The following is a 13,413-nucleotide window of genomic DNA, read 5'->3' as shown; positions in this document are numbered from 1 at the left end:
GGGCCGTTTATCAGGTTGATCACCTACTCTGATCCTATGTCTGCGAAAAAACCACGGGCTAGAGGTGCGTTCGGCGCCGGCGCCGCGTTCCTCGGCATGAGTGTTGTCGCGGGCCTTCTGGTCGCTGCCGCTGTCACGCCGGCGATCGCCGTGACCGGCATGGCGGCCAACAACGGGATCGGCGTCTTCGAGGGCCTTCCCGAGTACCTCGAGCCGGGCACGCTCGCCCAGCCGACCACCATCTACGCGAAGAACAGCGACGGCACGGACCGCGCTCTCGCGACCTTCTACTCCCAGAACCGTCTCCCGGTCACGTTCGACCAGATCTCGCAGGCGGCCAAGGATGCGGCCATCGCCGGCGAGGACCCGCGCTTCTACAGCCACGGCGGCGTCGACATCCAGGGCACCATGCGTGGTGTGCTGTCCACCGTCTCCGGCGGCGGAGTGCAGGGCGGCTCCTCGATCACCCAGCAGTACGTGAAGAACGTTCTGCTGCAGAAGTGCGAGGCCATGCCCGTCAAGACGGACGAGCAGAAGAAGGCGTACCAGACCTGCGTCGACGACTCGACCGGCGTCACCCCGGACCGCAAGGTCAAGGAGATGAAGTACGCCATCGGCATCGAGAAGAAGTACAGCAAGGACCAGATCCTGGTCGGCTACCTCAACATCGCCGGCTTCGGCGGCTCGGTCTACGGCATCGAGGCCGCGGCCCGGTACTACTTCAACACGACCGCTGCGGCGCTGACGCCCGCGCAGGCGGCCAGCCTGCTCGCGATCGTGAACGAGCCGACGTCGCTCAAGATCGACAGCCCGGACTCCGAGTCGAACGGCGCCGCCAACGGCTATGCCAAGAACAAGGAACGCCGCGACTACATCCTCCAGAAGATGTACCAGTACAAGAAGCTCACCAAGACGCAGTACGACGAGGCCGTGAAGACACCGGTGCAGCCCGTCATCACACCCTCCACCCGTGGTTGCCAGACCGCGGGAGGCTCGGCGTACTTCTGCGACTACGTGCAGCGGATCATTCTCAACGACCCGACCTTCGGCGCCGACGAGGACACGCGCCGGGCGAACTTCAACCGCGGCGGCTACAAGATCTACACGTCGCTGGACCTCGACCTGCAGACGGTCGCGGAAGCGACGATCAACTCCTACGTGCCCAAGAACTATAAGGTCGACATCGGCGGTGTGCTCGTCGGGGTGCAGCCGGGCACCGGCCGTGTTCTCTACATGGCGCAGAACAAGAACTACACGCAGGACGCTGACGAGGCTGCCGCCGACCCGTCCTACAGCGCGATCAACTACTCGACCGATTACGCCTACGGCGGTTCCGGGGGGTTCCAGGTCGGATCGACGTACAAGGTGTTCACGCTCGCCGAGTGGCTCAAGCAGGGACACTCGCTGAACGAGACGGTCAACGCCAACATCCGCACCTACACGAAGTTCAAGAACTCGTGCGACGGCGACTGGACCGGAACCTACCGCCCGACGAACGACTCCGGTGGCGAGGAGGGGCAGCGCAGCGCCCAGAACGCCACCACGAACTCCATCAACACGGCGTTCGTCTCCATGGCCTCCCAGCTCGACCTGTGCGAGATCAAGAACGACGCCGAGGCGTTCGGCGTGCACACCGCCAAGGGTGAGCCGCTGAGCACGGTGCCGTCCTCGGTGCTCGGCGTGAACGAGATCGCGCCGCTGACGATGGCGACGGCCTTCGCGGGCATCGCCAACAACGGCCTCACCTGCAGCCCGATCGCGATCGACAAGATCACCGACGCCGCCGGCAAGGACGTCGCCCCGCCTGCCACGAAGTGCACGCAGTCCGTCGACCCGACGGTCGCCAACACCATGGCCAAGGCTCTGCAGGGTCCTGTCCAGAGCGGGACCGCCGCCGGGATGAACACCACCGGCAAGGACATGCTCGGCAAGACCGGCACCACCGACGGCAACGAGCAGCTGTGGCTGGTCGCGGCCACGACGAAGGTCGCCGGCGCCTACTGGGTCGGCAACGTCAGCGGCCATCAGGACATGCGCAGGATCTACCCGACGCACGGCACCACGCCCGCGATCGCCCGCACCGCGGTGCAGCGCGCCATGATGTCGGCCGCGGTCGCCAAGTACGGCGGCGATGACTTCCCGGCCGCGCCCGACAAGCTCGTCCGCGGCGTTCAGATCGCGATCCCGGATCTGGCCGGCAAGTCGCCGGACGAGGCCAAGAACATCCTGAAGGGCCTCGGACTGGACAGCACCGACGGCGGACAGCAGGACTCGGTCCAGCCCGCCGGCACCGTGTCGGCGACGGACCCCGCAGCGGGCAGTTCGGTCGGCAAGGGCACGGTCGTCACCATCTTCACGAGCAACGGCTCCCTCGTCGCGGTGCCCAACGTCGTCGGCCAGAAGGCGTCGGACGCGCAGAAGGCGCTCACCTCCGCCGGGTTCAGCGTGAAGATCTCGGGCAGCGGTGGCGGCGACGCCGTCGTGCAGACCCAGAATCCCGCCGCCGGCACGCCTACCAAGCCGGGGACGCAGGTCGCGCTGACCGTTGCCGGAGCGCCGTCCGCGGCGCCCACACCGGGCGCCGGCTAGTGGGTCGCGGCTCCGCGCTCCGTCCGCTCGGCACCGCCCTCGCGGTGCTGGGAGCCACGGGAGCGGCCGCGTTCGCATACGGCTCGCTCATCGAACGTCGTGCCTACACGCTGCGGGAGGTGTCGGCACCCGTGCTCCCTGCCGGATCCGAGCCGATCCGTGTTCTGCACCTGTCCGACCTGCACATGGCCCCGTGGCAGCGGGACAAACAGGAGTGGGTGCGCTCGCTCGCGGCGCTGAAGCCGGACCTGGTCGTCGACACCGGCGACAATCTCAGCCACGAGAACGGGCTGGAGGGAATCCGTGCGGCTCTGGACGCCTTCCGCGGCACGCCGGGTGTCTTCGTCCACGGGTCGAACGACTACTTCGGCCCGCAGCTGAAGAACCCTCTCAAGTACTTCACCGGCCCGTCGAAGAAGAACGGGTCCACCGCTCCCCGGCTCGACACCGCGTCGCTGACGGCGTACCTGCGTGATCTGGGCTGGCTGGACCTGAACAACGCGGTCGGCTCCCTCGATATCCGTGGCACCCACCTCGAGCTGTTCGGCGTCGACGACCCGCACGTCCGCTTCGACCGCGTGGAGGCCATCCCGGGCGCTCTCGACGAGCTCCGCGAGGACGATCCGTACAGCGACGACGCCATGTGGCCCGAGGACGAGCCGGCGACCGCGCGGCCGACGGTGACGCTGGGTGTCGTGCACGCGCCGTACCGACGCGTGCTGGACGCTTTCGTGACGTACGGCGCCGCGATGATCTTCGCCGGTCACACGCACGGCGGCCAGGTCTGTGTGCCCGGTTACGGCGCGCTGGTGACGAACTGCGACATCCCCCGCAAGCAGGTCAAGGGCCTCAGCATTTGGCGCCACGCCTTCCGTTCGGCCTTCCTCAACGTCTCCGCCGGGCTGGGCACCTCCATCTACGCGCCCGTGCGGTTCGCGTGCCGCCCGGAGGCCACCCTGGTCACTCTGACGGCGGCCTGAGCGCCTGAATGGTCATCAGCACACCTCCGGCTCGTGTATCCTAGATGAGGCCTTCAGGGCCATCGGGGTGTGGCGCAGCTTGGTAGCGCGCTTCGTTCGGGACGAAGAGGCCGCAGGTTCAAATCCTGTCACCCCGACAGAGCGGTAAACAGAAGAGGAGCCCCGGTTCGCATCGCGAACCGGGGCTCCTCTTCTGTTTACCGCTTCTTCGCTGGCGACTTCCCGGCCCCTGCCGCGAGGGGCGCCGCGGAACGCGAAGCGTGAGGCGGCGTCTGGGGTAGCGGTAGGGTGCACCCCGACACGCGAGCCACCCTCCCACTCAGCCACAGGAACTCACCCCCTGCAGAACAGGAGCAGCGGGGACCCCCTCAGAACGCGTCGGGCCGCGCGAACTCCGCCGTCGCGTACCGCGACTCCGGGTCGATGTGGGCGCGCACGAGCGGGATGGTGCGGTTGACGGCGGTGTCGATGCGACCACGGAGGTCTTCGGAGGTGATCCGGTAGTCGGCGAAGTCGCTCTCGGCGGCGTAGATGCCGAGCGGGAGGGTGAGGGACTGGAAGAAGCCGAAGAGGGGGCGCATCTGGTGCTCGACGAGGAGGGCGTGGCGGTCACTACCGCCCGTCGCGGTGAGCACGATGGGCTTGTCGACGAGCGCGTACTGCCCGATGTGGTCGAAGAAGAGCTTGAAGAGCCCCGTGTAGGTGGCGCGGTAGGCAGGCGATCCGACGACGATGACGTCGGCGGCCTCGACGGCTTCGAGGGCCTCCGCGACCTCCGGCCCCAGGTGCGAACGGAAGGGTCCCGCCCCCAGCTGGCCGAGCAGTGGTGCGAGTTCGATGGTGCGGTGGGTGCCGCCGATCGCGCCGGCGAACGAGCGGGCGACCTCGTCGACCAGCACCGTGGTGCGGGAGGGGCGTGTCGGACTTCCGCTCACTCCGACGACCGTGGGGACGTGTGCCATGCGGGGACCGCCTTCGTGTGTCTTCGGCTCGGGAACGCCCCCACGCTACTCGCGCGACGCGTCAGACTCTCCTGTTCGCGTCATGCGCCGTCATGGAGCGGGGTACAGCTCCGAGACGATCTCGAGGGAGCGGATCCGACCCTCCACGGTCGCCGCGCCGGACGACACCATCAGCTCGTCCGCACCGGTGGAGCCCAGGAGGGAGTCGAGGCGTGCGCGCACCTCGTCCGGGGTGCCGATGGCCTGGCGGGCGTTGCGGGCGGCGATGAACTCCTCCTCCAGCGGGCTGAAGTCGTAGGCGAGGGCTTCCTCGACGCTCACGGGCTGCGGCTTCTGGCCTTGGCGCATGCGGAGGAAGGAGAGCTGCCCGGGCAGCGACAGCGCGCGGACCGTCTGCGGGTCGGCGTCGGAGACGACATTGACCGCGATCATCGTGTGCGGTTCGTCGAGGAAGTCGCTCGGCTCGAACTTCGACCGGTACAGGTCGAGCGCCGCCTCGGTGTTCTCTCCGGCGAAGTGGTGGGCGAAGGCGAACGGCAGGCCGAGGGCGGCGGCGACCTGCGCGCTGAAGCCACTGGAACCGAGCAGCCATACCTGCGGGGCGTCGCCGAGCCCGGGCACCGCGGTGATGGAGTGCAGCGGGTTCGCGTCGCTCATGCCCCCGTAGAAGAAGCCGAAGAGGTCGAGCAGCTGCTGCGGGAAGTCGTCCACACCGAGGCCCTGCTCGCTCCGCCGCAACGCCATCGCGGTGGCGCCGTCCGTTCCGGGCGCGCGCCCGATGCCGAGGTCGATACGGTCACCGTAGAGGGCGCGGAGGGTACCGAACTGCTCCGCGACGACGAGCGGGGCGTGGTTCGGGAGCATCACCCCGCCCGAGCCGACCCGGATGCGTTCCGTCGCGCCGGCCACACCCGCGATGAGCACGGCGGGTGCACTGGAGGCGATCGCCGGCATGCCGTGGTGCTCGGCGACCCAGAAGCGCTGGTAGCCCAGACGTTCGGCCGTCTGCGCGAGGCGGATGGTGCCGGAGACGGCGTCGGCGTTGGTGCCTCCGGCGGGACGGCTGGCGAGGTCGAGGACGGAGAGGGGGATGCTGCGGTCGGTCACACTGAGGAGAACCGGGCGACCCGGGGTGTCATTCCATCCTGGCCGCCCGGATCGCTCAGGAGGCGCGGACCTTGCGCGCCCAGAACACCACTGAGACGGTGACGAGACCCGCCGCGAGCAGCCCTCCCCCGATCCAGACCGCCCAGACCGCCCAGACCGCCATCGTCGAGCCGGTGTCGGCGAGGCCGGACCCGGGGTCGGACACGGTGACCGCAGACGAGTCGGCGGGCAGCACCGTGATCGAGGCGGGGCAGGTGTGATTGCTGGTGCGGCCGACGCCCGTGAAGGCGTAGACGCCGGTGGCGTCCGCCGGGAGTGTGACCGTGAGCAGGTCGCTGCCGTCGGCGTTGGACTGCTTAGCGAAGTGGACGCTGCTGGCACTGGTGCGGAAGCTGACCAGCTTCATGCTGGAGCCGTTCTCGCCCGTCCCCGTCCAGTCGATGAACTCCTGCGGAGACCACGTCCCCGGAGTGCACACGATGTGGACCGTGTCGCCGGCCTTCGCCACCGCGGCGTCGAACCTGCAGGGGGAGCCCTGGGTGTAGTCCACCGCGTTCGCCGCGGTGGGGGCTGCGAGGAGCACCGCCACGGTCACGGCTGCCGCCGCGAGGATCTTCTTGAACATGGCACCGCCTTTCGCCTGCCCGGCATCAGCGTCGGGATACGTGATTAATTCTCATTTTACGACGGATGCGCAATCGACGGCAATCGAACCGACGGCGGATTCTGCCCCCACATCGGGGGTCGCCCCCGTGCCCGGCAGTGTCGGCGTGGTCGTCACCGACACCCCGGTACCCGTCTGCTCCATCCCGAGGAAGTCGACATCCACGGTGCGCTGCTCCCCCGGGGCGAGCGTGACCGTGAACACGCTCACCGGCCGCCCCCGGTCCGTGCCGGATATGGCGGACTTGGTCTCCCCGCCGCTCGTGATGGCCGCCAGGAGGCCACCGGACGGGCCGTACACGGCGACGCGGGTCTGGATCGAGCCGGGCGGGATGCCGAAGCGCCCGCCTCCCGTGACGTAGTCCGGCAGCGTCGTCGCGGCATCCGCGGGAGCACGGTTCGTCAACGTCACCGCGACGCGGGTGGTCGGCCGGCCGTCGGCCCGGCAGATCGCACCGCCGGCGGCGACGGACGTGTCGAGGTAGTAGTCCATCTTCGCGCCCGTCGAGTCGTTGAAGTACACGCCCACCCCCGCAGTCGTCCCGGTCGACACCGGAAGCTCGCCGGCGAGACTGGTGGTGGCGAGGATGCTCTGCTCGGCCGGATGCGCGCTCCAGATCAGGATCCGGCGCGATGATGCGGCAGCCGCCAGGGCCGAGACGAGCGCCGAGCCGTCCGTTCCGCCCTGAGCGACCCGCTGGAACACAGCGGCGGCGGCCGCGGCGAAGAACGCGTCCTGCTGCGCCGGGTCGGGATAGCGTCGATAGACCTCGCTCAGCAGCAGGCTGACGGCGTTGTCCGACGTCAGCGTCTCGCCGCTCGGGACGGCGACCGGGCCGGTGGCGCGCAGGAGGGCTGCGAGCACCACCGGGTCCATCGTGATCACGCCGTCGACGGTCCCGCCGTTGGTCGATGTCCACATCCGCGAAGCGGTGGAGGCGGCGAGGGGGAAGTCGGGCGTCAGGTTCACGTCCTGGATGAACGTGCCGATCAGCTGGCCGAACAGGCCGGTCGGACCGTCGGGGATGGCGGCCACCGGCTCCGTCCACGGCCCGATGGAGGTTCCGGCCTGCTGCGCGACGAGCGAGATGGCGCCGTGGTCGGCACGGATCAGCGCGACGGATCCGATCAGGCCGCCCGTCGCCCGGAGCTCGGCGGGGTTCTGCGCGACCAGGAGGTAGTTGCGAGCACCGTCGGCCCCGAGCATCGCGGGAAGGAGCCTCGCACTGTTCCCGACGGCATCGACCGCCGGAGTGGCTTCGGCGAAGAGCTCCCGCAGCCGGTCGACGGCCGACCCCACCGGGTGGATCGTCGCCGAGGTGTCGACCGTGTCGAGGGTCTTGGCGGCCGCGTGGAAAGCGGCCTGGGCGCGGGCGACGACGGGCTGTGCAGCGACGAGCGGGGCGAGGTCCACACGCCCGTCCTTCAGCGCGAGGGTGCGCGGGTCGGCCGTCGCCGCCACCCGCACGAGCGGCTGGATCACCCGCGAGGAGACCTGCTCGGTCGCCGCGGCCGCCGTTCGCACCGCCGCAAGATTCGGACCCACCCACGGGACGATCTCCGCCGCCCGCCAGATCGGATCACCGGTCAGCGACGCGGCGGACGCCGCCCGTTTCTGCAGCTCGTCGGCGGACGAGCGGGCGGAGCCGAGATCTCCCGACACGATCGCGCTCTGGATGCCGTGTGCGGCCGGGAGGGCCGCGTAGAGCTCCTGACGGGCCAGGTAGCCGCGGAGGGCGATCCATCCGACCAGTCCGGCGACCACGAGCACCAGGGCGACCGCGATCCCGGTGGCCAGCGGGTGCCGTCGACGGCGCATCGGAGGATCGGGCTCCGCCGCGACGGGCGGCGCCTCCTCCTGCGAGAGACCGATCGCCATGAGGACAAATCTAACAAATCCTCACTTTTTGGCATCCCCCGAAACGAGGGGCGCAGAACCGCCGTAACGGGCTAGCGACCGAGCCCGCGGTAGGTCCACCCGGCCGCGCGCCATGCGGCTGGGTCGAGCACGTTGCGCCCGTCGATGACGCGTTTCGATCCGACCAGCTCGCCGAACGCGACGGGGTCGAGCCCGCGGAACTGCGGCCACTCCGTGATCAGCACCACGATGTCCGCGCCCGTTGCGGCCTCCTCCGCGGAGTCCACGTAGTTCAGCTGCGGGGCACGCCGCTTCGAGTTCGCGACGGCCTCCGGGTCGGTCGCGGTCACCACTGCTCCGGCCTCTGCCAGGCGCACGGCGACATCGAGTGCCGGGGAGTCGCGGATGTCGTCCGAGTGCGGCTTGAAGGCCAACCCCAGGACGGCGACCTGCAGGCCCGCGAGATCGCCTGCCTCCTCACGCACCAGCTCGATGACGCGGTCGCGGCGACGCAGGTTGATCTTGTCCACCTCCGCGAGGAACTCGACGGCCTCGCCGCGCCCGAGCTCCCGCGCACGGGCCGTGAACGCGCGGATGTCCTTCGGAAGGCAGCCACCGCCGAAGCCGACACCGGCATTGAGGAACCGGCGGCCGATGCGGGCGTCGTGACCGATCGCGTCGGCGAGCTGGGTGACGTCCGCACCCGTCACCTCCGCGATCTCGGCCATGGCGTTGATGAACGAGATCTTCGTCGCGAGGAAGGCATTGGCCGCCACCTTCACCAGCTCGGCGGTCGCATAGTCGGTCACGATCACCGGCGTTCCCGCAGCCACCGCGGTCGCATAGACCTCGTTCAGGATTCCGGCCGCGCGCTCGCCCGCCGCACCCGAAGGGACACCGTAGACGAGTCGATCGGGGCTCACCGTGTCCTGCACCGCGAAACCCTCACGCAGGAACTCCGGATTCCACGTCAGCACCACCTCCGGTGCCCGCTCGGCCACCACGGCGGCGAGACGAGTCGCCGTGCCCACCGGCACAGTGCTCTTGCCCACCAGCACATCCCCCGGCTTGACATGCTCCAGCAGCGTCGCGAACGCCGCGTCGACGAAGCGCAGATCCGCGGCATCCCCGTCCGCGCTCTGCGGCGTCCCGACCGCGACGAAATGCACATCGGCCTCGGCCACCGCCGAGAAATCCGTCGTGAACCGCAGCCGGCCACTGGCCGTCGCCGACGTCAGCACTTCCGGCAATCCCGGCTCGAAGAACGGAGCCCGCCCCGCCGAGAGCTCGGCGATCTTGGCCTCATCGACGTCGATCCCGACGACCTCATGGCCCAGGTCCGCCATCGACGCGGCATGGACCGCCCCCAGATAGCCGCAACCGATCACGGAAATACGCATGTCGCCTCTTCTCGCCGCGCGCGCGGTCGCTCAGGTGAAATCGGGGTCGGGTTCGTTGTCGTAGGCGGTCGCCGCGTCGTCGACCGGCCAGCGCCGACGACCATTGTTGAGCACTCCCCGGCTCTCCTGCAGGTAACAGTTGCCGCACAGGGACTCGTAGGCGACGTCGACCCCGTCGATCGCCACCTGTGCGCCGTCGAAGACGAAGACGCCGTCGATCGTGCGCGCGTTGAAGATCGCTTTGCGCCCGCAGCGGCAGATCGTCTTCAGCTCCTCGAGGCTGTGCGCCACTTCGAGCAAGCGGCGGCTGCCCGGAAACGCGACCGTCTGGAAGTCGGTGCGGATGCCGTACGCCAGCACCGGGATGTTCTCGAGCAGGGCGATCCGCAGCAGGTCGTCGATCTGTGCCTCGGTCAGGAACTGGGCCTCGTCGACCAGGAGAGCGCTGACGTCGCGATCGAAGCGCTTGAGCGTCCGCTCGCGGTGCTGCTGGAACTTGCCGTATGCGTCGGTCTCCGGGGCGATCAGGAAGTCGACATCGCGCGTCACACCGAGGCGCGACAGGATGCCCATGTCGCCCTTGGTGTCGATCGCCGGCTTGGCGAGCAGCACACGGTGACCGCGTTCCTCGTAGTTGTAGGCCGCCTGAAGCATCGCCGTGCTCTTGCCGCTGTTCATCGCGCCGTAGCGGAAATACAGTTTTGCCACGCCACGATCCTAGACGGCACGATCGCCTCAGGTGAGGTAGCCGTCTTCGGCGGCCCGCCGGATGAGGTCGGCACGGGAGCTGGTGGGGCGCCCGACTTTGCCGTACTTCTCGCGCACGCGGCGCAGATAGGTCTTCGCCGTCTCGTACTGCACGTTCATCGCCGTGGCGACCTCGGAGGTGGTGCGGCCGTCCGCGTAGAGGAGCAGCGCCTGCCGCTCGCCGTCACTCAGCTTCGGCCGGGCGGCGTCGGGGATGATCGGTCGCGGCCGCCAGGCGGGCTCCGCGATGGGCTGCCGTGCATCGCCGCCGCGCCCGATCGCGGCGAGGGCGGCGGCGAGCAGCTCGTTCATCGGCTGCGACTTGGTCACGTACGCCACCGCACCGGCGGCGAGCGCGGCATCGCGGTCCTCCTGCGTGTCCACGGCGCTCAGCACGACGACCTTCGCCCCTGCAGCGCGGCAGGTGCGCACTCGCGCACCGATGGAGACGGACTCGCGGAGCTGGAGGTCCATGATCACGAGATCGGTGGGGAATGCGTCGCTGTGCACGAGCTCGATCCAGCTGCCGGCCCGCAGCACGAGGTCGAACTCGGGCGCGTTGCGCTCGATCCAGCTGGCGAGGCTGTCGAGCAGGATCTCATGGTCGTCGAGGATGGCGAGCCGGGCCGGCGCTGCGGAGGGCGGAACGGGAGTGGTGCTCATGGTCTGCTGCTTCCAGGGTAGGCGAATCGGAGCGTCAGCTCGCCCGCTCGCACGCGGAGTCCGGTCACCATGGAGGCCGACCGCAGGGCGCTGAGGTACGGCACGATCTCGCGGCGGATGGCGCGGCGGCCCTCGTGCACGCGAGCGGTGAGGACGAAAGCGGGATGCTCGGGCGCGCTGACGTCCACGCGGACGGTGGCGGGTTCGAGCCCGGGCAGTTCGACGACCGTCGAGACGAGTGCGGAGACGATCGCACGCTGCTCCTCGGTGAGCGCCCGGTCGAGACCACCCGGATCGTGGACCGCGCCCGCCGGGTCGGCGGACGGCGGGAGATGCGGGGCGAGGGCGAGGGCGAGGGTCTCGTCGAGCCAGGTGCGTTCGACCGACGAGACGGCGAGGGCACGCAGTCCGTCGGCGATCGCCGCTGCTCGTTCGCGGTCGGCCTCGGTGATCTCCCCGCGCCAGAGGATGTCCGTGAGGAACGGTACGGTCTCCGCGTCGAACACGGCTGCGCTCTTCTGCGCGACTGTCCGCCGGGCGGTCTCGCGCAGTTCGGTCTCGAGTCGCGCCTGGCCGGCGCGAGCGACCTCCCGCCAGCGGAGGGTCTCGCCGGTCATCGTCCATGCGTACCCGGCGCCGCCCGCGGCGAGCGCCAGCACGGGGGTGGCGGCGACGGTCACGTAGACGATCGGACCGGTGACGATCTCCAGCGATCCCGCCTGCAGTGCGGCAAGTGCACCGAGGACGGTCGCAGCAGCCACCGCGGCGATCATCACTTCGAGCACGGGTCGGTAGAGCGGCATCGCGATCAGCAGCAGAGCGACGGCGATCTGACCCCAGTCGTCCTGGATGCGCTGGTTGCGGCCCCAGACCGCTGCGGCGAACAGGCAGGCGGCGATGACGGCGAGGCCGATCACGGTGACGTGCGCCCAGCGTCCGAACGGCGCCAGCCCGGGGTGGGTGCGGATCGTGGCCACGGCGACGGCGAGCGCGAGCACGGCGATGGCGGTCAGCGCGAGCCCCGGCGAACGCAGCTGCTGGAGGTGCCAGAGCGTCGATGCGATGGCGTACCCGATCGCCGCGATGCCGATCAGGGGAACGAGCAGCCAGGCGGACTGCACGCCGAGCGGGTCGAGGCGTTGCGGCGTCCTCTCGACGGGGACCGAGCGCAACCGCACGATGGTCTCGGAGGCGATTCCGCGTGGCACGCTCATGCGGCCTCCTCCGCAGCCCACGGCACCACCATGATGACGGTGGTTCCGACGTCGGGGCTGGAGTACACCGTCACCGTGCCGCCGACGCGGGAGATCCTGTCGTGCACGGACTGGCGGAGACCCAGCCGGTCGGCTCCGGTCGCGTCGGGAGCGAAGCCGCGCCCGCCGTCGACGACCATCACGGACAGGCTGTCGTCGCACGTGCTCAGCGCGACTTCGGCTGTCGCGCTGCCCGAGTGGCGGATCACGTTGACGAGGCATTGGCGCACCGCCAGTCCGACCGCACGGAGCGTCGCCTCGTCGAGGCGGCCGACGGCGGCCCGGTCACCCGAGACGTCGACGGCGAGGCCTTCGTCGCGGGCGTCCTCAACGGCGCGGTGCAGATCACTGCCGTACCACGGGTCGTCGATCGGCTCTGCGGCGACGTCGGGGCTCTCAGTCACGAGACCGCGCCCGAGCGCCTCGAGGTCCGATCCGATCCGCTCGCGGAGACGGTCGCTCACCGGTCCGGGTTCGGCACGCGAGATCGCGAGCAGGTCGCTCAGGACGGTGTCGTGCGTGTCCGCCGCCAGGTCGGCGTACATGGCCCGCCGGAGCTCGACCAGGCGCACGTCGCGCACCGCTCGATGGATCGCCGATTGCGTGCGTCCACGAGATCCGCGGGTGAGCCCGTCGAACGTGAGGACCCCCACCAGGAGCAGGTACGCTCCGAGGGTCATCGCGTCCGTCGTGAAGGTGCGCCCGGTGGTCACGGCCGCCAGCAGCACGGCCGCCTCCGCGAGCGCGAAGCCCAGGGACGCCCACAGGATGCCCGCGAGGGCTCCGGTTCCCGTGCCACCGACCAGCGTCATCGCGACCACGGGAAGAGCGACGACGAAGAGGTTCGTGTCCCGGTAGCTCGGAGTGCCGACGAAGATCGCTACGACGTAGCAATAGGTGCACAGCGTGCCCGCGACCAGGTAGGCGATCGTGAGACCCACCGTGCGCCCGCGCGCGAGCATCGCGAGGATCGCGAGCAACGCGACCATCGGGAGCAACATCGACAGCGTGAGCAACGCGAGTCCGTCGACTCCTCGCGAGAACCCGGAGAAGAGCACGTTGACCACGGCCGCAGCCAGACACACGAGCCCTGCCCAGCGGGCCGCTGTGGCGAGCGCTCGGGAGTTGGCTGCTCTCGAGAGGTGGGTAGGCAGACCGAGCGACACACGACCCCTTTCGAGTGAGCAAGCG

Annotated in this window: 11 protein-coding genes and 1 tRNA gene; 3 read left to right on the top strand and 9 right to left on the bottom strand. The window is 69.7% G+C overall.

Annotation, left to right across the window (positions count from 1 at the left end; all coding sequences use genetic code 11):
- Nucleotides 1-36 precede the first annotated feature (36 nt).
- From IT072_RS05250 to IT072_RS05240, 3 genes are all read left to right on the top strand, one after another.
- Complete coding sequence (locus IT072_RS05250; protein ID WP_223359877.1) at nt 37-2,589, top strand: transglycosylase domain-containing protein; 2,553 nt, start codon at nt 37-39, stop codon at nt 2,587-2,589.
- Nucleotides 2,589-3,569 carry a metallophosphoesterase gene (locus IT072_RS05245; protein ID WP_223359876.1) on the top strand — a complete coding sequence of 327 codons (981 nt, stop codon included), beginning with the start codon at nt 2,589-2,591 and terminating at the stop codon, nt 3,567-3,569. The genes IT072_RS05250 and IT072_RS05245 overlap by 1 nt, the downstream gene beginning before the upstream one ends.
- Before the next feature lie 63 nt (nt 3,570-3,632).
- Nucleotides 3,633-3,706, top strand: a tRNA-Pro gene (locus tag IT072_RS05240).
- A gap of 231 nt (nt 3,707-3,937) precedes the next feature.
- On the opposite strand, the gene msuE is transcribed toward IT072_RS05240, so the two are convergent.
- The 9 genes from msuE to IT072_RS05195 all read right to left on the bottom strand — a co-directional run bounded on the left by msuE (nt 3,938) and on the right by IT072_RS05195 (nt 13,289).
- Nucleotides 3,938-4,531, bottom strand: a complete 594-nt coding sequence (msuE, locus tag IT072_RS05235) for an FMN reductase (protein WP_223359875.1) — start codon at nt 4,529-4,531, stop codon at nt 3,938-3,940.
- A gap of 90 nt (nt 4,532-4,621) precedes the next feature.
- Nucleotides 4,622-5,638 (bottom strand): LLM class flavin-dependent oxidoreductase, encoded by a 1,017-nt coding sequence (locus IT072_RS05230; RefSeq protein WP_223359874.1) that lies wholly within the window; start codon nt 5,636-5,638, stop codon nt 4,622-4,624.
- Nucleotides 5,639-5,693: 55 nt separating this feature from the next.
- Nucleotides 5,694-6,263, bottom strand: coding sequence for a hypothetical protein (locus IT072_RS05225; protein WP_223359873.1), 570 nt, complete (start codon nt 6,261-6,263; stop codon nt 5,694-5,696).
- A 51-nt stretch (nt 6,264-6,314) separates the two neighbouring features.
- On the bottom strand, nt 6,315-8,180 hold the full coding sequence (locus IT072_RS05220; RefSeq protein ID WP_223359872.1) for a DUF4012 domain-containing protein: 1,866 nt from the start codon (nt 8,178-8,180) through the stop codon (nt 6,315-6,317).
- A gap of 71 nt (nt 8,181-8,251) precedes the next feature.
- Nucleotides 8,252-9,559, bottom strand: coding sequence for a UDP-glucose dehydrogenase family protein (locus IT072_RS05215; RefSeq protein ID WP_223359871.1), 1,308 nt, complete (start codon nt 9,557-9,559; stop codon nt 8,252-8,254).
- 30 nt (nt 9,560-9,589) lie between these two features.
- Nucleotides 9,590-10,267: a thymidine kinase gene (locus IT072_RS05210; RefSeq protein WP_223359870.1), complete on the bottom strand. Its 678-nt coding sequence runs from the start codon at nt 10,265-10,267 to the stop codon at nt 9,590-9,592.
- 27 nt (nt 10,268-10,294) lie between these two features.
- On the bottom strand, nt 10,295-10,969 hold the full coding sequence (locus IT072_RS05205; RefSeq protein ID WP_223359869.1) for a response regulator transcription factor: 675 nt from the start codon (nt 10,967-10,969) through the stop codon (nt 10,295-10,297).
- Complete coding sequence (locus IT072_RS05200) at nt 10,966-12,183, bottom strand: hypothetical protein (RefSeq protein ID WP_223359868.1); 1,218 nt, start codon at nt 12,181-12,183, stop codon at nt 10,966-10,968. Before IT072_RS05200 ends, IT072_RS05205 begins: the two co-directional genes overlap by 4 nt.
- On the bottom strand, nt 12,180-13,289 hold the full coding sequence (locus tag IT072_RS05195; RefSeq protein ID WP_223359867.1) for a sensor histidine kinase: 1,110 nt from the start codon (nt 13,287-13,289) through the stop codon (nt 12,180-12,182). The genes IT072_RS05200 and IT072_RS05195 overlap by 4 nt, the downstream gene beginning before the upstream one ends.
- Nucleotides 13,290-13,413: the final 124 nt, after the last annotated feature.

This window comes from Leifsonia sp. ZF2019, assembly GCF_019924635.1.
Lineage (GTDB): Bacteria > Actinomycetota > Actinomycetes > Actinomycetales > Microbacteriaceae > Leifsonia.
This window is presented reverse-complemented; position numbering and strand designations above follow the sequence as displayed.

Bases quoted from the DNA above. Each gene is read 5' to 3' on its own strand.
- IT072_RS05250 (WP_223359877.1), top strand. From the start codon at position 37: ATGTCTGCGAAAAAACCACGGGCTAGAGGTGCGTTCGGCGCCGGCGCC.
- msuE (WP_223359875.1), bottom strand. From the start codon at position 4,531: ATGGCACACGTCCCCACGGTCGTCGGAGTGAGCGGAAGTCCGACACGC.
- IT072_RS05225 (WP_223359873.1), bottom strand. From the start codon at position 6,263: ATGTTCAAGAAGATCCTCGCGGCGGCAGCCGTGACCGTGGCGGTGCTC.
- IT072_RS05220 (WP_223359872.1), bottom strand. From the start codon at position 8,180: ATGGCGATCGGTCTCTCGCAGGAGGAGGCGCCGCCCGTCGCGGCGGAG.
- IT072_RS05215 (WP_223359871.1), bottom strand. From the start codon at position 9,559: ATGCGTATTTCCGTGATCGGTTGCGGCTATCTGGGGGCGGTCCATGCC.
- IT072_RS05205 (WP_223359869.1), bottom strand. From the start codon at position 10,969: ATGAGCACCACTCCCGTTCCGCCCTCCGCAGCGCCGGCCCGGCTCGCC.
- IT072_RS05200 (WP_223359868.1), bottom strand. From the start codon at position 12,183: ATGAGCGTGCCACGCGGAATCGCCTCCGAGACCATCGTGCGGTTGCGC.